Genomic DNA, 24046 nt, shown 5'->3' with positions numbered 1-24046 from the left:
GTATTGGATGGTCTATGAGCGTCGCACCAAGCGTCGATCCCCGCACGAACACGAACCCTGGCGCCTTCACCGTTCGAGAGGCCAAAGCGGACGAATTCGCCGCCATCGGAGCACTCACGGTTCGCTCGTTCGACTCGGGCGGGCATGGCAATGATCGCTGGCGCGAATCCCGCCGGGCAGCCGAACTCGACGTCGCCGCCCGGAGCGAAGCCGGGACGGTCCTCGTCGCCGTCGCGGCCGAACCCGAGCACGGCGCTCCGAGCATCATCGGCACCTCGACGCTGCTGCGCGCCGGCACCGAACCGGCGCGTCTCGCTCGTGGCGATGAGGCGGAGCTGCGTTTCACCGCCGTGGCCCCGGAAGCTCGCGGCGCGGGAGTCGCAGACGCGCTTGTCCACGCCGCTCTCGACCTCGCGCGGCGAAGCGGCTCTCGCGCGGCGGTGCTCGATGTCGGCGTCGCGAACTCGCAGGCGCGGCGACTGGCCGAACGCGTCGGCTTCTCGCGTGTCAAAGGACGTGACACCGATGACGAGACGTTCGGAGCCGAGCTCGCCTATCGCTACGACCTCACGCAGACCGAAGGGGTTCGCCTTCGTCTGGTTCGGCACGACGAGGTCGAGCTCGTCGGGCGCCTCACCGAGCGGGCCTACAGCAACGACTACGAGGTCACGGCGAGCTACGCCGAGGACCTGCGGGACGCGGCGAGCCGGGCCAGCGAGGACGAGGTCTGGGTCGCCGAGGACATCGCGACCGGAACGATCCTCGGCTCCGTCTGGACGCCACGACCAGGGCAGCGGATCTCGCAGCTCGCCAAGCAGGGCGAGCTCGACTTCAGGATGCTCGCCGTAGCTCCCGAGGCGCGCGGGCGTGGCATCGGTCAGACGCTCGCGGGCCACGTCATCGCCCTCGGGCGTGATCGGGGCGCGTCGCGGGTCGTCATGAACAGCGGCCCGGAAATGCTCGGCGCCCACCGCCTGTACGAACGGCTCGGCTTCGTCCACCTCACCGACCGGGAGGGGCCCAAGGAGGTCGCCCCCGGCGTGGTCGTGCACCTCTACGCGTTCGGCTACGACCTGCAGGCCTCCCCGGCTCTGGAGATCTGACGCTCCTAGACTGCTGGGGCAAGATCTCTCAGCCAGAGTCAAGAGGAGCGGACCATGCCACGGTACGAGCACTTCGATGAGGGCGACCCCTGCTGGGTGGAGCTGGCGACGCCCGATCCACTCGGGTCTGCGTCCTTCTATGGAAGCGTTCTCGGATGGAGTCTGCGCGACATGGGGCCGGAGTCGGGGCACTACCACCTGATCTCAGCCGGCCCGCTGCCCGATGGTCGCCCGGCCACCGTGGGCGGGCTCGGCGCTGCCGAGCCAGGGGAGCGGAGCTCGTGGATCGTGTACTTCAACGCTCCGGACCTCGACGCGGTCCGCGAACGGGCTCTGCAGGCCGGAGCGAGCTCGGTGGCGGGACCTGAGGCCGTCATGGAGCAGGGGAGCATGGCGCTTCTCTCCGACCCACAGGGCGTCACCTTCGGGCTCTGGCAGCCCGCGGGGCGGCGAGGGTTCGACGCGTGGGGTGAGCCCGCCACGACCGCCTGGTTCGAGCTCCATACGACGCGGCTGCAGGCCGCGACCGGCTTCTACGCCGCAGTGACCGGCTTCGAATCGCACCCCATGGTCGACTCCCCGGAGTTCCGCTACACCCAGTTCGGTCCTCAGCCCGGCGGGGTGGATGCTCGCTTCGGCGCGCTCGAGACGAGCACGGACAGTCCTCGGCAGCACGGAGCTGACGTACCCCCCGACTCCGAGTGGCTCGTGTACTTCATCACTGACTCCGTCGATGCCGCCGCCGCGAGGGCTGCAAGTCTGGGCGGGCAGGTGCGAGGTGCACCGGCGGACTCGCCGTTCGGCCGGATGACGACCCTCGTCGATCCCTTCGGCGCCAGCTTCTGCCTCATCGAGGCGCGCGAAGGCGACGCAGCATGAGCGCCGCAGCGGAGTTCGGTCCTCACGACCTCTCCGGCAGGCGCTACCTGATCACGGGCGCGTCGACGGGGCTCGGCTTCTTCACGGCGAAGAGCCTGGTTGATCGGGGTGCGAATGTCGTCATCACGGGACGAAGCACCGCGAGGCTCGAGGCAGCGGCCTCAGCCATGGGTCGAGCCGACCTCGTGACGACCCTCGTCTGCGATATCGCGGAGCTCGAGGCGACCCGCGGCGCGGCATCCAGGCTCCTCGTCGATGCTTCGCCAGCTGCATCCGGATTCGACGGTCTTGTCCTCAACGCCGGAGTCGTGCATCCGCCGACCGAGCGAGAGGAGACGAGCGACGGCATCGAGCGGGTCTTCGCCACGAACGCCCTCGGCCACTTCGCCCTCCTGAGCCATCTCTCGGTGGGGGCAGCGCTCCGAGCGGGCGCCGCGGTCGTGTGGCTCGGCAGCATCGCGCCCGCGCTCACGAGGGCACACCTCGAGGACGTGCAGCTGCGCGGCGGCTACACGTCGTGGAACGCCTACGCGCAGTCGAAGCTCGCGACGCAGGTGCTCGCGATCGAGGGCGACCGGCGAGCACGCGCCGCTGGCGGGCACGTACGCAGCCTCGTCGCGCATCCCGGCTATTCGACGGGCGGTCTCACGCCGACAATCCCGGGCGTCCACGAGCCGTCGCTCGGCAAGCGCGCCCTGGACAGCCTCCTCGCCTTCGCGGCGCAAGGGAAGCACGAGGGCGCTCTCTGCCAGCTCAGGGCCGTCACCGACCCGCAGCTGGCAGGCGGGGAGACGATCGTCCCCGCCCACCTCACTCGAGGAATGCCCGTGATCGGCACCTCGCAGTGGCGCAGCTACGACCCCGAGCTGGGGGAGAAGCTCTGGGCCTACTGTGCCTCGTTGGCGGGCACGGCGCCCGACTTCTCGGCGATCTCAGCGCGAACCTGATCCATGTCGACGTTCTCGAGCGCCTCGATCAGCTTCTCGACTCCAGCGAGCGGCATGGCGCCGGCCTCGCGGTAGAGCAGCACGCCGTCGCGGAACGCCATCAGCGTCGGGATCGACGTGATCTGCAGACCAGCGGACAGCTCCTGGTTGTTCTCCGTGTCGACCTTCGCGAAGGTGATGTCCTCGTGGCGCTCCGACGCGGCGGAGTAGATGGGACCGAACTGGCGGCAGGGGCCGCACCATTCGGCCCAGAAGTCGATGAGGACGATGCCCTCGGAGGCAACCGTGTCCTTGAACGTCTCGGTGGTGATGTCGATGGTTGGCATGCGTCTCCTGTCTCTGGGCGTACGGGGAGCACAACGCGCCCCGCCCGCCGACTATTCCTCGCGTGGCGCGCAACGGTCCGACAAGGGGCGTAGCATCCACCCTCGTGGAAACAGTCTCCCGCCCCTGGCCCGCCCTCTGGGCCCTCGTCATCGGCTTCTTCATGATCTTGGTCGACTCGACGATCGTCTCCATCGCGAACCCGGCCATCCTCAAGGATCTCCAGACCGACATCACCGCCGTCATCTGGGTGACCAGCGCGTACCTGCTCAGCTACGCAGTGCCGCTGCTCATCACCGGTCGCCTCGGCGACCGCTTCGGCCCGAAGCGCATCTACCTCATCGGCCTCGTCGTCTTCACCCTCGCGTCGCTCTGGTGCGGCTTCTCGGGCGACATCGGGATGCTCATCGCGGCACGTGCAGTGCAGGGCCTCGGTGCCGCCCTCATGACCCCGCAGACCATGTCGGTCATCACTCGGATCTTCGCGCCGGACAAGCGAGGCGCGGCCATGGGGCTCTGGGGTGCAGTCGCCGGCGTCGCCACGCTTGTCGGCCCCATCCTCGGAGGGTTCCTCGTCGACGGCCTCGGCTGGGAGTGGATCTTCTTCGTCAACGTGCCCGTCGGTGTCGTCGCGTTCATCCTGGCTTGGCGTCTCGTGCCCGACCTCGAGACCAAGGCGCACTCGTTCGACTGGCTGGGCGTCGTGTTGAGCGCGGCGGGTCTCTTCCTGCTCGTGTTCGGCATCCAGGAAGGCGAGACGTTCGATTGGGGGCAGATCGTCGGACCGATCTCCGTGTGGGGACTCATCGTCTCGGGTGTGGTCGTGCTCGTCGGCTTCGTCGTCTGGCAGCGCTTCAACCGCAAGGAGCCGCTCCTGCCGCTGGGGCTCTTCCGCGACAGGAACTTCACGGTCGCGAACCTCGGCATCTCGGTGCTCGGCCTCGCGATCGTCTCCATGCCGCTCCCGATCGCGTTCTACTTCCAGACGGCGCGCGCGCTCGAGCCGACGCAGGCGGCGCTCATGCTGGTTCCCATGGCCGTCGTGTCCGGGGTCATGGCGCCGTTCGTGGGTCGCCTCACCGACCGCACCGAGCCACGCTGGATCGCGTTCGCGGGCTTCCTCATCGTGGCTGCCGCTCTCGGATGGATGTCGCTGCTCATGACGGCCGACACGCCGCTCTGGCAGCTGCTCATCCCACCCGCGTTCCTCGGCCTGGGGCTTTCCGGTCTCTGGGCACCCCTCGCGACGAGCGCCACGCGAAACCTGCCTCCCGCGCTCGCGGGCGCGGGGTCCGGCGTCTACAACATGACCCGCCAGGTCGGCTCGGTGCTCGGCTCTGCCGCGATCGCCGCCCTCATCAGCTCGCGTCTCGCGGCCGAGCTGCCTGGCATGCCGGCGGATGCCACAGAGCAGAGCAGCGGCGCGCTGCCGCCCGCGGTCGCCGAGGGATTCTCCGCAGCGCTGGGGCAGTCGCTGCTGCTGCCGATCGCCGCCTTCCTCGTGGGGGCGGTGGTCGTGCTGTTCTTCGAGAAGCCGAGGGCAGCGGCGCCCAGCAGCTCCGCTGAGTCGGTGCAGGCGCAGGAGAAGGCCTAGCTCGTGACGAAGCCGGCCGCCGCGAGTGCGGCGACCGGCTTCGTCGAGGTGCCGGGGAGTTCGTCAGTTACGGGGTGAACGGTCCGAAGACCTGTGTCCACTCGTAGACGTCGGTCTGGCGGATGACGCCGACAACGGCGAAGGGATCGGCGGGGAGGAGCTCACGCAGGGACGCCTCGTCGTCGCTCTCCCAGAGGAGCAGCGCGCCCGAGTGAGGAGCGGCCCATGGGCCCGAGGCCTTCAGGATGCCGGCGTCCTTCTGCTCGCCGAGCCAGGCTCGGTGCGCGGGGCGGTGCTCGTCGCGAGTGTCGGCTGAGCCGTCTGCGTAGTGGTAGATCGTGGCGAAGAGAGGCACGGAGGCTCCTAGTTCCGGTCGGGGCTGGTCGGGTCGATCGGCTCGTCGCTCGGCCGCTGGAAGCTGACTTCCTCCCACTCGGTCACCGTCGGAGCCTCGAACTCGTCGTCGCTTGCCGCGGCTTCCGCCGTCGCGATGAGGCGAGTGTCGTCGTCGTCGGCCGAGAGCAGAGGGGCTGCCGTCTCATGGGCGTCGATGCTGGCCTCGGTGTCGAAGGCGGAATCGGCGACGGTCTCGGCGAGCAGGGCGTCCTCGGTCCGCGACGCCTCGTCGGCGTCGTCGAAGTCGTCGCCGCTCGGCTCCAGGATGACGGGAGCGCTGCCCGGACGGAGTTCGCTTCCGCCCTCGACGAGGCTCGTCTCGGTGCCGTTCTCGGGCATGCGCCCGGGAACCTCGTAGTGCACGTACAGCGCGTCCTCCTCAGCAGGGCTGAGGTTCTGGTCGACCTCCGTGCTCGGAGCGCTCGTCACGAGCGACTTCGAGTAGGGCACGAGGATGCGCTTCTCGTCCAGCTCCGCGACGTCGAGGGGGATGAAGAACTCCTTGGTGCCGAACAGGCCGGTCTTCACCGTGACCCAGTTGGGGTCGCGGGTCTGGTCGTCGAGGTAGACCTGGCCTACACGGCCGATCCGCTCGTCTCCTGGTCCGAAGACGGTCGCCTGGAAGATGCGGGTGAGCTTCGCCTCGTGGGCCTTGAGCTGGGCGGCTGCGCTGCTCTCGCCGCTCACATGGCCGGTGCCGGCGGCAAGTGAGTCTGAGGCCTCGTCGGTCTCCTGGGGCGGTTCGATGGGGTCGTCTGCGAGGTCCCCGATCGTGTCGCCCGGAGCCAGGTCCTCGTCGGGGACACCCGCGGCCTCGATGCGCGTGGTGTCATCGTCGCGCGGCTCGAAATCGGGGTCGAACTTCGTGTTCGTGTCGTCGGCAGCCATGCTGTGCTCCTCGGTCAACGTGGATGTGGCGGGCCATTCGTGCCCACGTGCGCACGAACGACCTGCACAAGACTAGCGATTGCAGCGGTGCGCTGGCCGAGTCGGCGCTAGGAAGCGGGCTCGGCGGGTGCGCGGCCTGTGCCTTCCGGTGCCGCGGGAGCAGGCTGTGCAACGCTGACCGCCTCCGCCCGGCGGGCCGCCCGAGCAGCTGCAGACCGCATGCTGAGACGCACGATGAGCCAGGCTGCGGCGCCGAGCACGGCGAGGAGGGCGAGCCCGGGGAGCGCGAAGCCGAGCGCGGTCCAGAACGAGGCGAACCCGCGCAACAGCGCCGCCATGCCGTCCTGCAGGCCCGCGAGGAAGCCAGCGGGCTCCTGCCCTGGGGAAGGGGCATCGCTCGAGATCGAGATGGAGACGGTCGAGTACGCGATGCTCTCCTCGAGCACCTCCAGCTGCGCGCGCAGGCTCTGCAGCTCGCTCGTGCGCTCGGTCAGCGTCGTCTCGATCGCGAGAAGGTCGTCGACCTCGGTGGCCGAGGAGAGCATCCCTCGCAGCGACGTCACTGACGCCTCGAGCGTCGAGACGCGTGAGGACATGTCCGTCTTCTGCAGTGTGACGTCGACGGCGGAGGTCTCGACCGAGACCACGTCGCCGACCTCGCGCAGCTCGGTGATGAACGCGTCGTAGTCGGCTGCGGGCACCCGCGCGGTCAGCTGCGCCGAGACGGAATCCCCGCCCGTCTCCGATCGGGCGTCGATGCGCCCGTCGCGTGCTTCGACGAGGTCCTCCACCCGCGTGCGAGCCCCAGGCACGTCGCCCGTCTGGATCCCGACGTAGCCCGTCGTGACCACGTCGCGATTCTCCTGGGCGGCGCCCGCGGCCGCTTCCGGGGCTCCCGCGTAGTCCTGCGCGACGCCCTGAGGTGCCGATTCGGATTGCGACTCGGTCGAGGACATGCCGCCCGCACAGCCGGAGAGGAGGAGCGCACTGAGGGCAAGGGCGGTCGCGGCGCCGAGCCGCCGGAATGAGGTGCGCATAGGAGTCATGCAAGCACCTGGCGGGGCTCGGCGTGCTCCGAATTCCCCCAGAGATCCGCTGCTGGCGCGCGATCAGAAGAACAGGTCGGGGTCCTTGCCGGTGCGTTCGCCGGACTCGAGGGCGGCGATGACGTCGAGGTCGTCGGCGTCGAGTGCGAAGTCGAAGACCTCGAGGTTCGAGGCGAGTCGGTCGCGGTGCACCGACTTCGGGATGACGACGTTGCCGAGGTCCAGCTGCCAGCGCAGCACGACCTGGGCGACCGTCTTGCCATGCTTGTCTGCCAGGGCGAGGAGCGTCGGCTCGTCGAGCAGCGTTCCCCGTGCGAGCGGCGACCAGGCCTCCGTGAGGATGCGGTGCGCTCGGTTGTATGCGCGCGTCTCGACCTGCGGCAGGCGAGGATGCAGCTCGATCTGGTTGACGGCTGGCACGGTCTCGGTCTCTGCCGCGAGGCGGTCGAGGCGGTGTCCCTTGAAGTTCGAGACGCCGATGGATCGGGCACGCCCCTCGCCATGGAGCCGCTCGAGCGCGCGCCAGGTCTCGACGTACCTGCCCTGCGCCGGGGCCGGCCAGTGGATGAGGTAGAGGTCGACGTAGTCGAGGCCGAGCTTCTCGAGGCTCTCATCGAAGGAGGCGAGCGTCTCCTCGAAGCCGTGCCGGTCGTGCCAGACCTTCGTCGCCACGAAGAGCTCCTCGCGGGGAGCCCCGCTCTCGCGGATGCCGCGGCCGACGCCCGCCTCGTTGTCGTAGAACGCCGCCGTGTCGAGGTGCCGGTAGCCCAGGTCGATGGCATCCACCACGACCCTGGTCGCCTCGAGGTCCGGCACCTTGTAGACGCCGAGACCGAGTTGGGGGATCTCGATGCCGTCGTTCATGGTCAGGCTGGGGGTGAGCGGCGAGGTCATCGAGGCCTTTCGGTCGGCGTTCTGAGCACCGGGAGCGGGATCAGGAAGGGGCGTTCAGGATGTTCATGGGCTCGGTGTCGGGTCGCGGCGCGATGTCGGCACCACGCAGGTCCGGGATGTGCCCGCGCCAGAGGAGGGCGACGACTGCACCCGCGAGGGCGAACGCGGCGCTCACCAGGAAGCCGCCGAGGGAACCAGCCAGGTCGTTCGCGATGCCGGCGAGCGCGGACCCCGCCGCGGCGCCGATGAGCTGCCCCGTCGCCATCCAGCCGTACGACTCGGCGCTCTCGCTGAAGCGGACGCTCGAGGAGACCGCAGAGAAGCTGCCGGAGAAGACGGGCGCGATGCCGAGGCCGCTCACGAAGAACGCGGCGCCGAGCCAGACCGGGTTCGTCGAGATCAGTGCGAGGCCGATGCCGAGGAACACGATCCCCATGCGGCGGGCGAGGGAGAGGGGCGCAAGCGGCAGGTGCCCGAAGGCAAGGCCGCCGACGAGGGAGCCCACGGCGAAGACGGCGAGCAGGATGCCGGTCTCCGCGCGCTCGTGGCCGAATTCCGCCACGACGGCGGCCTCGATGGCGGAGCAGGCGCCGACGAGGAGGGCGCCCGTCACGGCCATGAGGACGACGACCGGGTTGCGGAGCACCGCCCCCGCTCTGCGTCGTGACTTCGGGATGCGCACCTTGCCCACCTCCGGGGCGGCCACGAACCAGAGGCCGCCGATGAGGGTGATGCCGGCACCGACGAGGATGCCGGCTGCTGGCGAGATCGCGAACGCGACGGCGGTCGTGGCGACGGGCCCGATCACCCAGATGACCTCCTGGAGGGAGGCGTCGAGCGAGAAGAGGCGCGACAGCTGCGATGCGGTGACGACCTTGGGGTAGATCGTCCGGACTGCGGGGGAGACGGGAGGGATGCTGAGCCCAGCCAGCACCGCGAGGATCGCCGCCTGCCAGAGTACTGGTGGCCAGAGCGCGAGCGCCGTGAGCGAGAGCGAGCACGCGATCATCGTGAAGATCAGCACGGGCCGCATGCCCCAGACGGTCATGAGGCGCCCGGCGACCGGGCCTGAGACCGCCTGGCCGATGCTCAGGGCGGCGAGAACCACGCCGGCGGAGGTGAAGTTGTTGTAGGTGTCCTCGACGTGCATGAGGATCGCGAGCGAGAGCATGCCAGCGGGGAACCTGGCGACGAGCTGCGAGAGCAGGAGTCGTGTCAGGCCTGGGGTTCTGAGTACAGTCGCGTAGTTCGTCACAGCGCCGACAATCGTACGCCTCGGACGAGGAATGTCGGTGGTTGGGGACAGACTGTGCACAACCGCCGGAAAACGGTGGAGAAACGCCGGAAACTGAGGCATTTTCTGTGGAGGACTTGTGGAGAACTACACGGTTGTAACACCCTATCTAGTGGTGGTAGCCTCATCGAGCACAAGATGTAGTGGCCGCAGGAAACTGCGACACAACGGGGGTTCATCCACCTGGCACCGCGTGAGACTGCTTCGGCAGGGCCGCGAGAGACCGGGCGAGACGCTTTCAACACACTGCACGAATAGCACTCCCCAAGCACTTAGGAACCAGGAGAAAACCATGGCAATCGCCGTCTACAGCAAGCCGTCATGCGTGCAGTGCACCGCCACCTACCGTGCCCTCGACAAGCAGGGCATCGAGTACGAGATCTTCGACGTCTCCGCAGACGAGAAGGCGCTGCAGACCGTCAAGGAGCTCGGCTACATGCAGGCTCCCGTCGTCATCGCGGGCGACGACCACTGGTCGGGCTTCCGCCCCGACAAGATCAGCCAGCTGGCTGCTCTCGCAACGGCCTAGCCGTCGCACCGCGCGAGGCTCAATCCTCACTGCTCTGAGCGCTCGCATCTCGAAACGCGACTCATGACGCGCATCAAGACATGACGCGGATGAAGAAGGGAGTGCACCCATGACCGGGCTCATCTACTTCTCGAGCGTCTCCGAGAACACGCGCCGCTTCGTCGAGAAGCTGGACCGGCCAGCGAGCCGCATCCCGCTCTTCCCGAGCGAACCCCAGCTTGTCGCGGACGAGCCCTACGTGCTCATCCTCCCCACCTACGGCGGGGGAGATGGGCGCGGGGCCGTCCCCAAGCAGGTCATCAGATTCCTCAACGAGCCACGCAACCGCGAGCTCCTCCGCGGCGTCATCGCCGGCGGGAACACGAACTTCGGCAAGGGCTACGGCCTCGCCGCCGACATCATCTCCTCGAAGTGCGGCGTACCCACGCTGTATCGCTTCGAACTCTTCGGCACGCCAGACGACGTCGCCGCAGTCAACTCTGGATTGGACAGGTTTTGGCAGCAACAACCGCTCTCGACGACGCAAGTGTCATCACGATGAACGCACCAACCGCGGCGAACACGCTCGACTATCACTCGCTCAACGCGATGCTCAACCTGTACGACGAGAACGGCCAGATCCAGTTCGACAAGGATCGCGAAGCCGCTCACCAGTACTTCATCCAGCACGTCAACCAGAACACGGTCTTCTTCCACGACCTGGAGGAGCGCCTCGAGTACCTCGTCGAGAACGAGTACTACGAGCCCGAGACCCTGGCGATGTACGCGCACTCCTTCATCGAGGGGCTCCGCAACCGCCTCTACGCGAAGAAGTTCCGCTTCCCGACCTTCCTCGGCGCCTTCAAGTTCTACACCTCGTACGCGCTCAAGACGTTCGACGGCAAGCGCTACCTCGAGCGCTTCGAAGACCGCGTGCTCATGGTCGCGCTCGGCCTTGCGCAGGGCGACGAGACCCTCGCCACGTCGCTCGCCGACGAGATGATCGCCGGGCGCTTCCAGCCCGCGACCCCGACGTTCCTCAACACGGGCAAGAAGCAGCGAGGCGAGCTCGTCTCCTGCTTCCTCCTCCGCATCGAGGACAACATGGAGTCGATCGGCCGCTCCATCAATTCCGCCCTGCAGCTCTCGAAGCGCGGAGGCGGCGTCGCCTTCAACCTGTCGAACATCCGCGAGTCGGGTGCGCCGATCAAGCAGATCCAGAACCAGTCCTCGGGAATCATCCCGATCATGAAGCTGCTGGAAGACTCCTTCTCCTACGCGAACCAGCTCGGCGCGCGTCAGGGCGCTGGAGCCGTGTACCTCAACGTGCACCACCCCGACATCATGCGATTCCTCGACACCAAGCGCGAGAACGCCGATGAGAAGATTCGCATCAAGACGCTGTCCCTCGGCGTCGTCGTCCCGGACATCACGTTCGACCTCGCCAAGCGCGGCGAAGACATGTACCTCTTCTCCCCGTACGACGTTGAGCGCGTCTACGGCAAGCCGTTTGGCGACATCTCCGTCACGGAGAAGTACTACGAGATGGTCGACGACGCACGCATCCAGAAGACGAAGATCAGCGCACGCCAGCTGTTCCAGACGCTTGCCGAGATTCAGTTCGAGTCCGGATACCCGTACATCATGTACGAGGACACGGTGAACCGTGCGAACCCCATCGAGGGCCGCATCAACATGTCGAACCTGTGCTCGGAGATCCTCCAGGTCAACTCGCCGACGACGTACACCGACGACCTCGGGTACGAGACCATCGGCAACGACATCTCCTGCAATCTCGGGTCGATGAACATCGCCGCCGCAATGGACTCGCGCAACCTCGCGACGGCCGTCGAGACCGCGATCCGCGGCCTCACCGCCGTCAGCGACATGAGCCACATCGCGTCGGTGCCCTCCATCGCGAAGGGCAACGACGAGTCGCACGCCATCGGCCTCGGCCAGATGAACCTGCACGGCTTCCTCGGCCGCGAGCGCATCTTCTACGGTTCCGAAGAGGCTCTCGACTTCACGAACATCTACTTCTACACGGTCGTGTTCCACGCGATCCGCGCCTCGAACCTCATCGCGACCGAGCGTGGCAAGTCCTTCGCGGGCTTCGAGCGCTCCACCTACGCGTCTGGCGAGTTCTTCGACAAGTACGTCGACGTCGAGTGGGCTCCCAAGACGGAGCGCGTCCGCGAGCTCTTCGAGGGCATGCACATCCCGACGCAGGCCGACTGGGCCGAGCTGCGTGAGCTCGTGCAGAAGCACGGCATGTACAACCGCAACCTGCAGGCGGTCCCGCCGACCGGGTCGATCAGCTACATCAACCACTCGACCTCTTCGATCCACCCGATCGCGTCCAAGATCGAGATCCGCAAGGAAGGCAAGCTCGGCCGCGTCTACTACCCGGCGCCCTACCTCTCGAACGACAACCTCGAGTACTTCGAGGACGCCTACGAGATCGGCTACGAGAAGATCATCGACACCTACGCCGAGGCGACGCAGCACGTCGACCAGGGCCTGTCGCTGACGCTCTTCTTCAAGGACACGGCGACGACCCGCGACATCAACCGCGCGCAGATCTACGCGTGGAAGAAGGGCATCAAGACGATCTACTACATTCGTCTTCGCCAGCTCGCGCTCGAGGGCACCGAGGTCGACGGCTGCGTCAGCTGCATGCTGTAGGCCCCTCCCTGCTTTCGAGTCAGCCCTGCTCTCGAGTGAGGCCTGCCTCCGGGTGAGCTGCCCGACCATTCCCGCACGAACGCGACAGAAAAGAACTCCACGCACATGAACCCGCAGGCCGAGACGAGCCACCTTCTCGAGAAGGTCCAGGCGATCAACTGGAACCGCATCCCAGACGAGAAAGATGTCGAGGTCTGGAACCGACTCGTCAACAACTTCTGGCTCCCCGAGAAGGTGCCGCTGTCGAACGACGTGCAGTCGTGGAACACGCTCACGCCTGCAGAGCAGACGCTCACCATGCGCGTCTTCACGGGGCTCACCCTGCTCGACACGATCCAGGGAACCGTGGGCGCGGTCAGCCTCATCCCCGACTCGCTGACACCGCACGAGGAGGCCGTCTACACGAACATCGCGTTCATGGAGTCGGTGCACGCCAAGAGCTACTCGTCGATCTTCTCGACCCTCTCGAGCACGCCGCAGATCGACGACGCGTTCCGCTGGTCGACGGAGAACGAGAACCTGCAGCGCAAGGCGCAGATCGTCATGAACTACTACCACGGCAACGACCCGCTCAAGCGGAAGATCGCGTCGACGCTGCTGGAGTCGTTCCTGTTCTACTCGGGCTTCTACCTGCCCATGTACTGGTCGAGCCACGCCAAGCTCACCAACACGGCCGACCTCATCCGCCTCATCATCCGCGACGAGGCAGTGCACGGCTACTACATCGGCTACAAGTACCAGAAGGGTCTCGAGCTGGTCGACGAGGCCAAGCGCCAGGAGCTCAAGGACTACACGTTCGAGCTGCTCTTCGAGCTCTACGAGAACGAAGTGCAGTACACGCACGACCTGTACGACGAAGTCGGCCTCGCCGAGGACGTCAAGAAGTTCCTGCACTACAACGCCAACAAGGCGCTCATGAACCTCGGGTACGAGCCCATGTTCCCCTCGAGCGTCACCGACGTGAACCCGGCGATCCTGTCGGCGCTCTCGCCAAACGCCGACGAGAACCACGACTTCTTCTCCGGGTCGGGCTCCTCCTACGTCATCGGCAAGGCCGTCAACACGGAAGACGAGGACTGGGACTTCTAGACCCACGACGATGAGTATCTGCATGAAGAACTTGGGTGAGAGTAAAGGTGCTGAGCAACCGTTGGGTGAAATTTTCCCAACGCGAGCATACGCAGGACCTTTGCTCGCCCAAGAGAAGTGCGCACCGCACGACGCCGACCGTGCTCCTGATCACACCAAGGGCCCCTACATGCGTGTAGGGGCCCCTGGTCGTCTAGGCAATGCGGTTGCAACGACAAAAATTTCTGGCCCCAGCATGTTCGAGCATGCGAGGGCCAGATTCGACACCCGAGGGGCATCGAAGATGACTGTGAAGCGTCGTCCTCAGCCTACGGAGTCCGATGGTGGATTGTCCACCTGCTCCGGTCCCGCGTGTCAAGACGGGCGAAGCCCAGATTGGCAATCCAATGAGCAGCATCACCGAGTACTTCGGTATTCCGGGAGACGTTCCCTTCCTAGACATCGAGGTCGACGCCGACAACCTGGCGTTTTTGGACCTGCACGCCATCAGGCTGAGCACCGGACCGGAACCCTTCCGGGCGGAGGCACTGCGGCAAGCCGACAGTTTTATGAGCACCATCGTGGCGTACGTGCATGCCGGCTCGGGCTCCTCATTCGAGCTCGGTAGAGCACTTCTCTCCCAATTCAGCGAGCCCTGGGAGACTCGTCTCGGCATGTCCAAAGATGGCTACTTTGGGCACGGAGGTTCAGACGGGGTGGGGGCGGACATCTGGGACGCGCTCGTTACCGATCGTCGCGCTCTTGTTGAGGTAGGGCTGCTCTCACAGCTCGACCGAATCCCGCTGTACGTTTCGGGAATCGGGTCCGATATCACCTCTGACCTGACGACGCGCGTCACCTACTCGGCCTTGGCGGGGTTCACGGCGGCGATGCTCGGGGAATACCCTCAGCTGTCGTACGGAGCGCTCCCTGTAGACGCGAAGATGTGGAACCCGGAAACTCGGGACTGGGTTGTGCGCTCTGTTGAACTCCCGTCAGCCAACGGCAAACCCCTGCTCCTGGTCCCGCGTGACTGGGCAAGACGTAATCCGTTGGTCACAGCTGGCAGGTTTCACAAGAAGAGTGTGCTCGGCCACGTTCAAGACGTTGAGGCTACGGTCTCCTCGGTCACGGGGCGAGTCACTAGATCGCCCAAGTGGGCGCTCCAACAGCGCCAGGATCTGCGAAACGTCCATGATTCCAATGCGCGCGTCAGTCTGAGCGCATTGGACTTGGGGCAAGACCTGCCCTCGGCCTTCGAGGCCTACCTGGCGGGTTGGCTGCGTGAACAGGATCGCCGTCACAAGGCCTAGCTGAAACGCTGGGCACTTCCAGACAACGGATCGCCCGCTCATAAGCCATCGGTGAGGCATCAACACGCAAGACGAGGGTCTGGGACCTAAGCTCACGACTTCGACGGCGTCACCCTTAACGCGGCACCGACCAGGAAACTGGTCGGTGCCGCGTCGAGGTGTGTCACGCTACAACGCCCGGCCGCGCCCCGCACGTGACGAGCAAACCGTTGCCCTCAGAGTCGGTAGCGGACTAGTGGTTGCCTTCGGTGAGTTTTGACGACCACAACACCGCCGTCGATCTTGGAGGCCGCGCCCGTGGCGGATTTGGGGTTGTTTTCGTCCTGGTGTATGCGAGCCAATCCCTGCCGGCATCCAAGCGCCGAGCGCTACGCTCAGCCTGCGGCACTCCGCCGCGCGGGCAGCGCAACGATGCGCCGAAGACGATCGAGGAGACCCCATGGGACACGACAAGAACGAAGAGCTGCGCGAAGAGCACGAGCACCAGGAAGAGCACCGCCAGGAACGTCGCGACGAGAAGTTCGAGACCGGCGACGGCGCCGTCGACGACGAAGGATCGCAGGACCGCCGACGCCAGGACGGCATCAGCGACCTCGCCTGACCGCTGAGCCCGGCACGCCACGAGCCGCGTGCCGGGCACCCGGAGGGACGAGCGATGGGCGAACGCCTCCCAACACCGCAGGAGAAGCCATGATCGACGACGACGTCGACACCACGTCCGACGACGGACGAGACGAAACCCCAAACGAGCGCTCGGACCGCAACTGGAGCGAGCTCATGCAGGAGTTCCGCGTGCTGCAGACCGGCACGCAGATCATGGCCGGGTTCCTGCTGACGCTGCCGTTCCAGCAGCGTTTCGCGGAGCTCGGGCCGTTCGACCACGTGCTCTACCTGTGCCTCGTCATCTTCGCCGTCCTCGTCACACTCCTCGCGCTCGCGCCCGTCATGCTGCACCGCATCCTGTTCGGGGAACGGGCGAAAGCGCAGCTCGTCCACGCCGCCAGCGCCATCCTCATCCTCTGCCTCATCGCAGCGTCACTGCTCTTCGTCGGGATCGTGCTCTTCGTGTTCGACTTCGTGGTCTCGCCGACCGCCGGAATCTGGGCAGGGGGAGCCGTGGCCGTGCTCGTGCTGCTCCTCTGGACGGTCGGCCCAAGGCTCCTCAGAAATGCCCGCGACCGAGCGGCTCACGCCTCGCCGACGACGAACGCGTCGAAGACCTGAGCCGGCACCGCGGGGGTCCGGGCGTCGTACAGGTAGCTCTCGACCACGGCAGCCGAATCCGCTTTCGCACCTGCACCTGCACGCGCGCCTGCATCTGCAGACACGGTCAGCACGCTGAACACGCTCAGCCCCGGCTCTGCGACATAGGGGAGTGGCTCGCCGGCCGCGCCGAGCCGAGGCGCACGCGTCGGAACGATCGGGTCGAGGCCGCCCGCGTCACCCTGCGCCACGGCATCGTGCGCGTTCCACCGGGACGGCGGGCGCGTTCGACGGCGCCCGCTGCTCCGATCGAACGCCCCGTGTGTGCTCCCAGCGTGCGACGTCTCGAGGTACTGCACGCCCGCCGCTGAGGCGAACCTCGACCACAGGTGCGAGTGCCCGCCGATGACGAGGTCGACGCGTGCCGCTTCGAAGAGCGGTGCGACGTCGCGCAGCAGGATGCTCTCGGCCGACGGGTAGTCGTAGCGCACGCCGGTCAGCTCACCGAGTCCGTCGCGCTCCTCGAGGCGAACGGGATGCGCGAAGTGCGGCATCGCGTTCACGCCGATGCTGTGCGGGCTCTCGTGCATGACGACCACGCGCAGCCTCGCATCCATGAAGGCGGGGCTCGCGAGCTCGCGGCGCAGCCACTCGAACTGCGGGCTGCCGGCCTGCAGGTCGTCGACGATGTGCGATCCGTAGCGTTGAGCCAGCGGATCCCCGAGTGCGTGCTCGGCCTCCTGGTAGCGGCTCGACACCAGGCGAGCGGCGGGGTCTTCGTCGGCCCGGTCTGAGCGCCACACCCGCGTCGCGCTCAAGGCGACGATGCGCACCCCGCCGAAGGTGATCGCGTAGAAGCGGGAGCCGGATGGCGAGGGGAACAGGGTCTCGTAATTCGAGAGGCTCAGACCGTCTTCGGACACGCGCACGGGCAGCGCGCCCTCGAAGGACTCCGAGAGCGTCCGCCCAGGCTCTCGCCTGCCCTGGACCTCGTGGTTGCCGACCACCGAGAAGATCGGCGCGCTCGGCAGGATGTCGCGCATGGATGGGAAGAACGCGGAGCCGCGAGCATCGTCGAACCACTCCGAGGCCCGGTCGGCGACATTCACGAAGTCGCCCGCGTACAGCACGGCATCGAAGGGGCCAGCGGCTTCGCTCGCGTGCCGCATCGCGGCGGGGACGGGAGCGCCGAGCTGGTGGTCGCTCGTCAGCAGCAGGCGCAGGAGAGGAGCGTCCGCTGAGGGGGCTGCGGAGAGGCGTTCGACTCGGGAAGCGGCGGCACCGCTCACGACGCGATACGCGTAGTCGACTCCGGGCTCGAGCCCCGAGGCTCGAGCCGACTGGCGCCACACCTCACGAGCAACCGTCGTCTCCGTCTCGAGTGCCTTCCGGAGATCCTCGAGGCCGGCGGGGAGGAAGCTCTCGCGGTCCTCCGCCATCGCGGGCAGTTGAACGCCAGCGGACCTCATCACCTGAGCACCCGGCAGCGAGCTCGCGAGCGCAGGGTCCTTCAGCTCCTCGACCGATAGCTCCGCGAGACGCTCGCCGAGCCCGATCGGCACGACGATGAGGCGGGAGTCGCGAGCCTCCCCGTCCGTCACCCAGGCGACTTCCACGCCCAAAGCGTCGGGCAGCACCAGATACGGCTCGCACAGCAAGCTGACGTCGTCCTCGTCCCGCATCGTTCCGCCCTCCGCCGACCCCCGGCCGCAGATCCGGCCCAGCCAAGCGTAATCACGAGGGCGTCTCCCGCCGCACCCTCGACGCCCCAGACGCCATCGCAAAAACATCACAAGGCGAACACGATCTGCGGATCGTGTCATACAGCAGACTCCCAGCCAGGTAGCGTTGCGCTCACAATTCGGTTGCTGCGATCTGCGGCTGCTGACAGACCGGCAGAAGCGGGGGCTGCGCCGGGTTCCGCCAGGTTCCAACGCTCCTCCAGAAACTGCCCTGGCCGAGGAGCACGATGCGAACTTCGCTCACCTCACTCCTGCAACGAGTCGCAGACTCACGAAACCAAGTCCTGTCCGTCATCGCGGTCGCACTGCTGCTGCTGCTGACCGGTGGAGCCATCGCGGGAACCGCTCAAGCGGCCACGATCGGCAAGAGCGCGGTCGAGGGACAGACCTACACGATCGCCACCGACACCACGTGGGCGCCGTTCGAGTTCGAGATCGACGGCGAGCTCCGCGGGATCGACATGGACCTGATCAACGCCATCGCGGAAGATCAGGGCTTCAACGTCGAGATCAAGTCGCTCGGCTTCGACGGCGCGCTGCAAGCAGTGCAGACCAACGCCGTCGACGGCATGATCGCCGGAATGTCGATCACCGACGAGCGGAAGGGCACGTTCGACTTCTCGAACCCCTACTTCGACTCCGGCATCCAGATGGCCGTCGCCAAGAGCAACAACGACGTCACCAGCTACGAAGACCTCGAGGGCAAGACCGTCGCCGCGAAGAACGGCACAGAGGGCTTCACCTTCGCCGAGACGCTCGGCAAGGAGATCGGCTTCACCGTCACGGGCTTCCAGGACGCGTCCGACGCGTTCAACGACGTCACGAGCGGCAACTCGGTCGCGGTCTTCGACGACTTCCCGATCCTCCAGTACGGCATCGAGACCGGCGAGATCAACCTCAAGACGGTCACCGAGCCCGAGCGCGCCTCCTCCTACGGCTTCGCCGTCAACAAGGGCCAGAACGCGGAACTCCGCGAGGCCTTCAACGACGGACTCAAGAACGTCGTAGAGAACGGCACCTACCAGGGCATCCTCGACGAGTACCTCGGCGACGGCGCACCGGATGCGACCAAGATCTCCGGCGGCGTCGTCACCCTCGGCAACGAGGTCATCGAGGACGACGGCCCCGGAACGCTCCCCAAGAACCCGCTCTTCGCCGTCGACACCCCCAAGGACAAAGGCTCGTACGTCATCGCGACGGACAACACCTACGCGCCCTTCGAGTTCGAGCAGAACGGTGAACTCCTCGGCATCGACATGGATCTCATCCGTGCCATCGCCGCGAACCAGGGCTTCGAGATCGACATCAAGCCGCTCGGCTTCGACGCAGCGCTCCAGGCCGTGCAGTCCGGCCAGGCCGACGGCATCATCGCCGGCATGACCATCACCGACGAGCGCAAGCAGGTCTTCGACTTCTCGGAGCCCTACTTCACCTCGGGCGTGCAGATGGCCGTCAAGGACGGCGACACCAGCATCACCGGCTACGAGGACCTCGCCGGCAAGAACGTGGCCGTCAAGACCGGCACGGTCGGCGCGACCACCGCCGAGGAGCTGTCCTCCGAATACGGCTTCACGATCCGCACGTTCTCCGACACCGCCGACATGATCGCGGAGGTGCAGACGGGCAACTCCGTCGCGCTCTTCGAGGACTTCCCGGTGCTGCAGTACGGCATCCAGCAGGGCAACGGCCTCATGACCGTGACCGACCCCATCGAGGGTGGCGAGTACGGCTTCGCAGTCCTCAAGGGCCAGAACCCAGAGCTCCTCGAGCTCTTCGACGCTGGCCTCGCCAACGCCGAGGACACGGGCGTACTCGCGACGATCAGCGACCGCTACCTCGGCAGCGAAGAGGAGTCGGGCCAGCTCGGCTTCTTCGAGCTCGTCGTCGCCGCCTTCCCGTCGCTCATGGTCGGCCTCGGCTACACGCTGCTCGCAACCGCCCTGTCGCTCGTCTTCGCGATGATCCTGGGCCTCGCGTTCGGCTTCCTGAAGATCTCGAAGAACCTGCTGCTTCGCGGCATCGCCTCCACGTACGTGAACATCTTCCGAGGCACCCCGGTGCTGGTGCAGGCGTTCTTCTTCTACTTCGGCGTGCCAGCCGTGACGGGCATCTCGCTCGACGCGCTCACCGCCGGTGTGATCACGCTGAGCCTCAACGCCGGCGCGTACATCACGGAGACGGTGCGCTCCGGCATCCAGTCGGTCGACCCCGGCCAGATGGAAGCCGCTCGCTCGCTCGGCCTGACCCGCGGCAAGTCGATGCGCCGGGTAGTGCTGCCGCAGGCATTCAAGATCATGACGCCGTCGCTCATCAACCAGTTCATCATCACGCTGAAGGACACCTCGCTGCTGTCCGTCCTCGGTTTCGCTGAGCTCACCTACCAGGGCCGCATCGTCATCGCCTCGACCTTCCGGTCGTTCGAGATCTGGCTCGTCGTCGGCGTGCTCTACTTCATCGTCATCTACCTGCTGACGGTCCTCTCCAACTACGTCGACAAGAGGTTCAACAAATGAGTGACGTGAACAACTCAGCGTCGGATGCATCAGCCGTGGAGCAGACGCCATTCACCGGTCGCTTCGACGCGGTCAACTCCGGCCAGCCGCGCGTGCGGGTCGTCGAGATGCACAAGTCCTTCGGACCCGTAGAGGTGCTCAAGGGCATCGATCTCGAGATCGCGAACGGCGAGGTCATCGCGATCATCGGCCCGTCCGGCTCGGGTAAGTCGACGCTGCTCCGCTGCCTGAACCGCCTCGAAGAGGTCACGAAGGGGCACGTCTTCGTCGACGACGATGACATCACCGCCCCGAAGACGAACCTCGACAAGGTTCGACAGCGCATCGGCATGGTGTTCCAGCACTTCAACCTCTTCCCGCACATGACGGTGCTCGAGAACGTGACGCTGGCGCCCCGCGAGATCAAGGGCGTCACGAAGGACGCGGCCAACAAGCGCGGCGAGGAGCTGCTGCGTCGAGTGGGCCTCGACCACCTCATGGACCGCCGCCCCTCGCAGCTGTCCGGCGGTCAGAAGCAGCGCGTGGCCATCGCCCGCGCGCTGGCCATGGACCCGGAGATCATGCTCTTCGACGAGGCGACGAGCGCCCTCGACCCCGAGATGGTCGGCGAAGTGCTCCAGGTCATCCGCGACCTCGCCAAGTCGGGCATGACGATGGCCCTCGTCACCCACGAGATGGGCTTCGCGCGCGAAGTCGCCGACCGTGTCGTGTTCATGGCCGACGGCAAGATCGTCGAGACGGGCACTCCCGACGAGCTCTTCGGGAACCCGAAGGAGTCGCGCACGCAGGACTTCCTCGGCAAGGTCCTTTAGCAGTAGATCTAACAGCGACCGCGCTCACCGGCGCTCGGCGACGACGTGCCCCCTGTCCAGCGGACAGGGGGCACGTCGCATCCACTAGCCTGTCGTGGTGACGCTCAACGATGCACCCACAGAGGCCCAGTTCGCGAAGGACACCACCCCAGGATCCGAATGGTGGCGCTCAGCCGTCATCTACCAGGTCTACCCGCGCTCCTTCGCAGACGGGAGCGGCGACGGCATCGGCGACCTCGCTGGCGTCACGGCGCACATCCCGGACCTCGCCGACCTCGGGATCGACGCCATCTGGCTCTCCCCGTTCTACCCGTCACCCCTGAATGACGCCGGCTACGACGTCGCCGACTACTGCGACGTCGACCCCGTCTTCGGCACCCTCGACGAGTTCGACCGGATGCTCGAGGCGGCCCACGCGCGGGGCATCCGCATCATCGTCGACATCGTCCCCAACCATTCCTCGTCGGAGCACGCCTGGTTCAAGGCCGCGCTCGCCGCCGGCCCCGGCAGTCCGGAGCGTGCGCGCTACCTGTTCCGCGAGGGCAAGGGCGAGCACGGCGAGCTGCCGCCGAACAACTGGCAGTCGCTCTTCGGGGGGCCAGCGTGGACACGTCTCACCGAGGCAGACGGCACGCCCGGCCAGTGGTACCTGCACCTGTTCGACTCCACGCAGCCCGACTTCGACTGGTCGAACCCGGTTGTGCACCAGGACTTCGAGGACATCCTCCGCTTCTGGCTCGACCGCGGCGTCGACGGCTTCCGCATCGACGTGGCCCACGGCCTCGCGAAGGAGGACGGTCTGCCGGACTACATCCCCGTCGAGAGCAACCTGCCCATCGTCGGCGACCCCCGCACCCCGTACCTCGGACAGGAAGCGGTCCACGAGATCTTCCGCGCCTGGCACCTCGTCGCCGCCGAGTACGACGGCGACCGCGTGCTGTGCGGCGAGGCGTGGCTGCCGAGCGTCGAGGAGATGGCCGAGTGGGTTCGCCCCGGCCAGCTGCACCAGACCTTCAACTTCGCCTACCTGCGCGCGCCGTGGGATGCGGATGGCCAGAAGGAGGTCGTGACCCGGTCGCTCGCCGCGTTCGCCGCATCCGGTGCGCCGAGCACGTGGGTGCTCTCGAACCACGACACGGTTCGCCACGCGACCCGCCTCGCCCTGACCGAGCCGAACGCGCACGGAGCCGGCGTCGGCCCGAAGACCCCCGGTCAGCCTGACCCAGTGGTCGGCGAGCGGCGCGCACGAGCTGCGACGGCGCTCATGCTCGGTCTGCCGGGCTCCAGCTATCTGTACCAGGGTGAGGAGCTCGGCCTGCCCGACGTCATCGACCTCGCGGACGAGGCCCGCCAGGACCCGATCTTCATCCGCTCGGAGGGTGAGCTGTACGGCCGCGACGGCTGCCGGGTGCCGATTCCGTGGGAGGCCCATGGCGACAGCTACGGCTTCAGCGCGACGGGAGAGTCGTGGCTTCCGCAGCCGGAGCTGTGGGCCGAGCTCGCGCGCAGCGAGCAGGTGCACGACGCCTCCTCGACCCTGAACCTGTACCGCTCCCTGCTGGCGCTGCGCCGCGAGCACGACCTCGGCATGGGGGATGCCCGCTTCGCGTGGGTCGACGGCTTCGGCGACGAGGTGCTCGCGTACCGCAACGGCGACGTCACGGTGATCACCAACTTCGGCGCTCGGCCGGTCGCGCTGCCGGAGGGGCTTCGAGTGCTCGCCCGCAGCGAGGTGGCGAACGTCGAGGACGCCGGTCTCCTGAAGACCGATACGACGGTCTGGCTGGGCGCCGCCGAGTAGCTGCTGGGTGTGCACGCCGGGAGAGACAGTGGGCCGGTCAGGGATACAGAACAACTGAATGCTACGCCTGTTCGCTGACCCGAAACACAGCCAACTGTGGGTGCACGGGAGCACACTCGAAGGAGCAACCGGTGACCACCGGCCGCGCACTCTGAGAGGAACAGCACCATGGCATTTGCAGGAAAAGTCGCGATCGTGACCGGCGGCGGTTCGGGAATCGGCGAGGCGATCTCGAAGGAGCTCGCCGCCAACGGCGTCCAGGTGGTCGTCTCCGACATCAACCTCGAGGGCGCGAAGCGAGTGGTCGCCGAGATCGAGGCGGCCGGCGGCACCGCCTCGCCGTTCGAGGCGAACACCGCCGTCGCAGAGGACAGCGTCCGCACGGTCGAGCATGCCGTTGCCACCTACGGCAAGCTCAACTACGCCGTGAACAACGCCGGAATCGGCGGCAAGGCGGCCCCCGCCGCTGACGTCGAGGTCGACGACTGGGACCGCGTCATCAACATCAACCTCAACGGAGTGCTGTACGGGCTCCGCGCGCAGATCCCCGCGATCCTCGAGGCTGGCGCCGAAGAGGGAGCCATCGTCAACATGGCCTCCATCCACGGAACGGTCGCGGCGATCGGCAGCGGCGCCTACACGGCGTCCAAGCACGCGGTTGTCGGCATCACGAAGAACTCGGCTGCCGAGTACGGCCCGCAGGGGCTGCGGATCAACGCCGTCGGACCCGGGTACATCTCCACGCCGCTGCTCGAGAAGCACCTCAGCGAGGAGCAGCTCGAAGCCCTCGTCGCGAAGCACCCGCTGGGGCGCCTCGGCAAGGCGGAAGAGGTCGCGAACCTCACCACCTACCTGCTCTCCGACAAGGCGAGCTTCATGACGGGCTCCTACGTGCTCGTCGACGGCGGCTACACGGCCGTCTAGCGCCGGCTGGCGGGCTCAGCGCAGCCCGGCTCGCGTTCCAAGAGTCAGCCAGATGCACGCTCCCAACACCGGGAGGGTGCATCTGGCTGACTTTTGCGCTTGGTGGGTGGAT

The 24046-nt window shown here is 66.8% G+C and carries 22 protein-coding genes; 15 read left to right on the top strand and 7 right to left on the bottom strand.

The window, feature by feature from the left end; all coding sequences use genetic code 11:
• The first annotated feature begins 14 nt into the window (after positions 1–14).
• The 3 genes from GV007_RS13600 to GV007_RS13590 are packed head-to-tail and all read left to right on the top strand — an operon-like array spanning position 15 to position 2929.
• Positions 15–1103, top strand: coding sequence for a GNAT family N-acetyltransferase (locus tag GV007_RS13600; protein WP_160073347.1), 1089 nt, complete (start codon positions 15–17; stop codon positions 1101–1103).
• Between the two features lie 54 nt (positions 1104–1157).
• Positions 1158–1982 (top strand): VOC family protein, encoded by an 825-nt coding sequence (locus tag GV007_RS13595; RefSeq protein WP_160073345.1) that lies wholly within the window; start codon positions 1158–1160, stop codon positions 1980–1982.
• Positions 1979–2929 (top strand): SDR family NAD(P)-dependent oxidoreductase, encoded by a 951-nt coding sequence (locus GV007_RS13590; protein WP_160073343.1) that lies wholly within the window; start codon positions 1979–1981, stop codon positions 2927–2929. Before GV007_RS13595 ends, GV007_RS13590 begins: the two co-directional genes overlap by 4 nt.
• Here the strand turns inward: GV007_RS13590 and trxA are convergent.
• On the bottom strand, positions 2869–3255 hold the full coding sequence (gene trxA / locus GV007_RS13585; protein ID WP_160073341.1) for a thioredoxin: 387 nt from the start codon (positions 3253–3255) through the stop codon (positions 2869–2871). The two genes, GV007_RS13590 and trxA, sit on opposite strands and share 61 nt — an antisense overlap.
• Positions 3256–3359: 104 nt before the next feature.
• On the opposite strand from trxA, the gene GV007_RS13580 reads away from it, so the two are divergent.
• Positions 3360–4847, top strand: coding sequence for an MFS transporter (locus tag GV007_RS13580; RefSeq protein WP_160073339.1), 1488 nt, complete (start codon positions 3360–3362; stop codon positions 4845–4847).
• Between the two features lie 67 nt (positions 4848–4914).
• Here GV007_RS13580 and GV007_RS13575 read toward each other — a convergent pair whose 3' ends face one another.
• From GV007_RS13575 to GV007_RS13555, 5 genes are all read right to left on the bottom strand, one after another.
• Positions 4915–5202: a YciI family protein gene (locus GV007_RS13575; RefSeq protein ID WP_160073337.1), complete on the bottom strand. Its 288-nt coding sequence runs from the start codon at positions 5200–5202 to the stop codon at positions 4915–4917.
• A gap of 8 nt (positions 5203–5210) precedes the next feature.
• A complete protein-coding gene (locus GV007_RS13570) occupies positions 5211–6131 on the bottom strand; it encodes a PRC-barrel domain-containing protein (protein WP_160073335.1) in 921 nt (306 codons plus the stop codon).
• A gap of 107 nt (positions 6132–6238) precedes the next feature.
• On the bottom strand, positions 6239–7168 hold the full coding sequence (locus GV007_RS13565; RefSeq protein ID WP_160073333.1) for a DUF4349 domain-containing protein: 930 nt from the start codon (positions 7166–7168) through the stop codon (positions 6239–6241).
• A gap of 72 nt (positions 7169–7240) precedes the next feature.
• Positions 7241–8071, bottom strand: coding sequence for an aldo/keto reductase (locus GV007_RS13560; RefSeq protein ID WP_160073331.1), 831 nt, complete (start codon positions 8069–8071; stop codon positions 7241–7243).
• A 40-nt stretch (positions 8072–8111) separates the two neighbouring features.
• Complete coding sequence (locus tag GV007_RS13555) at positions 8112–9326, bottom strand: MFS transporter (RefSeq protein ID WP_160073329.1); 1215 nt, start codon at positions 9324–9326, stop codon at positions 8112–8114.
• Positions 9327–9657: 331 nt separating this feature from the next.
• Here GV007_RS13555 and nrdH point away from each other — a divergent pair, with 331 nt between their 5' ends.
• From nrdH to GV007_RS13520, 7 genes are all read left to right on the top strand, one after another.
• Entirely contained in the window at positions 9658–9894 is a 237-nt protein-coding gene (nrdH, locus tag GV007_RS13550) for a glutaredoxin-like protein NrdH (RefSeq protein WP_068478736.1), read from the top strand.
• A 109-nt stretch (positions 9895–10003) separates the two neighbouring features.
• Positions 10004–10435, top strand: coding sequence for a class Ib ribonucleoside-diphosphate reductase assembly flavoprotein NrdI (nrdI, locus tag GV007_RS13545; RefSeq protein ID WP_104241771.1), 432 nt, complete (start codon positions 10004–10006; stop codon positions 10433–10435).
• Positions 10432–12558 carry a class 1b ribonucleoside-diphosphate reductase subunit alpha gene (gene nrdE / locus GV007_RS13540; RefSeq protein ID WP_160073327.1) on the top strand — a complete coding sequence of 709 codons (2127 nt, stop codon included), beginning with the start codon at positions 10432–10434 and terminating at the stop codon, positions 12556–12558. The genes nrdI and nrdE overlap by 4 nt, the downstream gene beginning before the upstream one ends.
• A gap of 105 nt (positions 12559–12663) precedes the next feature.
• Positions 12664–13647 carry a class 1b ribonucleoside-diphosphate reductase subunit beta gene (gene nrdF, locus GV007_RS13535; RefSeq protein ID WP_104241767.1) on the top strand — a complete coding sequence of 328 codons (984 nt, stop codon included), beginning with the start codon at positions 12664–12666 and terminating at the stop codon, positions 13645–13647.
• 386 nt (positions 13648–14033) lie between these two features.
• Positions 14034–14939: a hypothetical protein gene (locus GV007_RS13530; RefSeq protein ID WP_160073325.1), complete on the top strand. Its 906-nt coding sequence runs from the start codon at positions 14034–14036 to the stop codon at positions 14937–14939.
• 439 nt (positions 14940–15378) lie between these two features.
• Positions 15379–15540: a hypothetical protein gene (locus GV007_RS13525; RefSeq protein WP_160073323.1), complete on the top strand. Its 162-nt coding sequence runs from the start codon at positions 15379–15381 to the stop codon at positions 15538–15540.
• 89 nt (positions 15541–15629) lie between these two features.
• Entirely contained in the window at positions 15630–16163 is a 534-nt protein-coding gene (locus GV007_RS13520) for a DUF6328 family protein (protein WP_160073321.1), read from the top strand.
• Here the strand turns inward: GV007_RS13520 and GV007_RS13515 are convergent.
• On the bottom strand, positions 16127–17758 hold the full coding sequence (locus GV007_RS13515; protein ID WP_160073319.1) for a metallophosphoesterase family protein: 1632 nt from the start codon (positions 17756–17758) through the stop codon (positions 16127–16129). The two genes, GV007_RS13520 and GV007_RS13515, sit on opposite strands and share 37 nt — an antisense overlap.
• Before the next feature lie 353 nt (positions 17759–18111).
• On the opposite strand from GV007_RS13515, the gene GV007_RS13510 reads away from it, so the two are divergent.
• The 4 genes from GV007_RS13510 to GV007_RS13495 all read left to right on the top strand — a co-directional run bounded on the left by GV007_RS13510 (position 18112) and on the right by GV007_RS13495 (position 23934).
• The gene (locus tag GV007_RS13510; RefSeq protein ID WP_160073317.1) at positions 18112–20397 is read left to right on the top strand and encodes an amino acid ABC transporter substrate-binding protein/permease; all 2286 of its coding nucleotides are present in this window, start codon (positions 18112–18114) and stop codon (positions 20395–20397) included.
• 107 nt (positions 20398–20504) lie between these two features.
• Positions 20505–21209 (top strand): amino acid ABC transporter ATP-binding protein, encoded by a 705-nt coding sequence (locus GV007_RS13505; protein ID WP_181059429.1) that lies wholly within the window; start codon positions 20505–20507, stop codon positions 21207–21209.
• Between the two features lie 97 nt (positions 21210–21306).
• The gene (locus tag GV007_RS13500) at positions 21307–23010 is read left to right on the top strand and encodes a glycoside hydrolase family 13 protein (RefSeq protein ID WP_236558503.1); all 1704 of its coding nucleotides are present in this window, start codon (positions 21307–21309) and stop codon (positions 23008–23010) included.
• 168 nt (positions 23011–23178) lie between these two features.
• On the top strand, positions 23179–23934 hold the full coding sequence (locus tag GV007_RS13495) for an SDR family NAD(P)-dependent oxidoreductase (RefSeq protein ID WP_104241755.1): 756 nt from the start codon (positions 23179–23181) through the stop codon (positions 23932–23934).
• The last annotated feature ends 112 nt before the right edge of the window (positions 23935–24046 follow it).

Origin of the sequence: Pseudoclavibacter sp. 8L (assembly GCF_902506465.1) — a bacterium.
Taxonomy (GTDB): domain Bacteria; phylum Actinomycetota; class Actinomycetes; order Actinomycetales; family Microbacteriaceae; genus Pseudoclavibacter.
This window is presented reverse-complemented; position numbering and strand designations above follow the sequence as displayed.

What these genes read in the sequence shown, in the direction of transcription:
- GV007_RS13590 (WP_160073343.1), top strand. Translation starts at nt 1,979, where the DNA reads ATGAGCGCCGCAGCGGAGTTCGGTCCTCACGACCTCTCCGGCAGGCGC.
- GV007_RS13525 (WP_160073323.1), top strand. Translation starts at nt 15,379, where the DNA reads ATGGGACACGACAAGAACGAAGAGCTGCGCGAAGAGCACGAGCACCAG.
- GV007_RS13530 (WP_160073325.1), top strand. Translation starts at nt 14,034, where the DNA reads ATGAGCAGCATCACCGAGTACTTCGGTATTCCGGGAGACGTTCCCTTC.
- nrdH (WP_068478736.1), top strand. Translation starts at nt 9,658, where the DNA reads ATGGCAATCGCCGTCTACAGCAAGCCGTCATGCGTGCAGTGCACCGCC.
- nrdF (WP_104241767.1), top strand. Translation starts at nt 12,664, where the DNA reads ATGAACCCGCAGGCCGAGACGAGCCACCTTCTCGAGAAGGTCCAGGCG.
- GV007_RS13520 (WP_160073321.1), top strand. Translation starts at nt 15,630, where the DNA reads ATGATCGACGACGACGTCGACACCACGTCCGACGACGGACGAGACGAA.
- GV007_RS13570 (WP_160073335.1), bottom strand. Translation starts at nt 6,131, where the DNA reads ATGGCTGCCGACGACACGAACACGAAGTTCGACCCCGATTTCGAGCCG.
- trxA (WP_160073341.1), bottom strand. Translation starts at nt 3,255, where the DNA reads ATGCCAACCATCGACATCACCACCGAGACGTTCAAGGACACGGTTGCC.
- GV007_RS13595 (WP_160073345.1), top strand. Translation starts at nt 1,158, where the DNA reads ATGCCACGGTACGAGCACTTCGATGAGGGCGACCCCTGCTGGGTGGAG.
- GV007_RS13565 (WP_160073333.1), bottom strand. Translation starts at nt 7,168, where the DNA reads ATGCGCACCTCATTCCGGCGGCTCGGCGCCGCGACCGCCCTTGCCCTC.
- nrdE (WP_160073327.1), top strand. Translation starts at nt 10,432, where the DNA reads ATGAACGCACCAACCGCGGCGAACACGCTCGACTATCACTCGCTCAAC.
- GV007_RS13505 (WP_181059429.1), top strand. Translation starts at nt 20,505, where the DNA reads ATGCACAAGTCCTTCGGACCCGTAGAGGTGCTCAAGGGCATCGATCTC.
- GV007_RS13510 (WP_160073317.1), top strand. Translation starts at nt 18,112, where the DNA reads ATGCGAACTTCGCTCACCTCACTCCTGCAACGAGTCGCAGACTCACGA.
- GV007_RS13600 (WP_160073347.1), top strand. Translation starts at nt 15, where the DNA reads ATGAGCGTCGCACCAAGCGTCGATCCCCGCACGAACACGAACCCTGGC.
- nrdI (WP_104241771.1), top strand. Translation starts at nt 10,004, where the DNA reads ATGACCGGGCTCATCTACTTCTCGAGCGTCTCCGAGAACACGCGCCGC.
- GV007_RS13495 (WP_104241755.1), top strand. Translation starts at nt 23,179, where the DNA reads ATGGCATTTGCAGGAAAAGTCGCGATCGTGACCGGCGGCGGTTCGGGA.
- GV007_RS13560 (WP_160073331.1), bottom strand. Translation starts at nt 8,071, where the DNA reads ATGACCTCGCCGCTCACCCCCAGCCTGACCATGAACGACGGCATCGAG.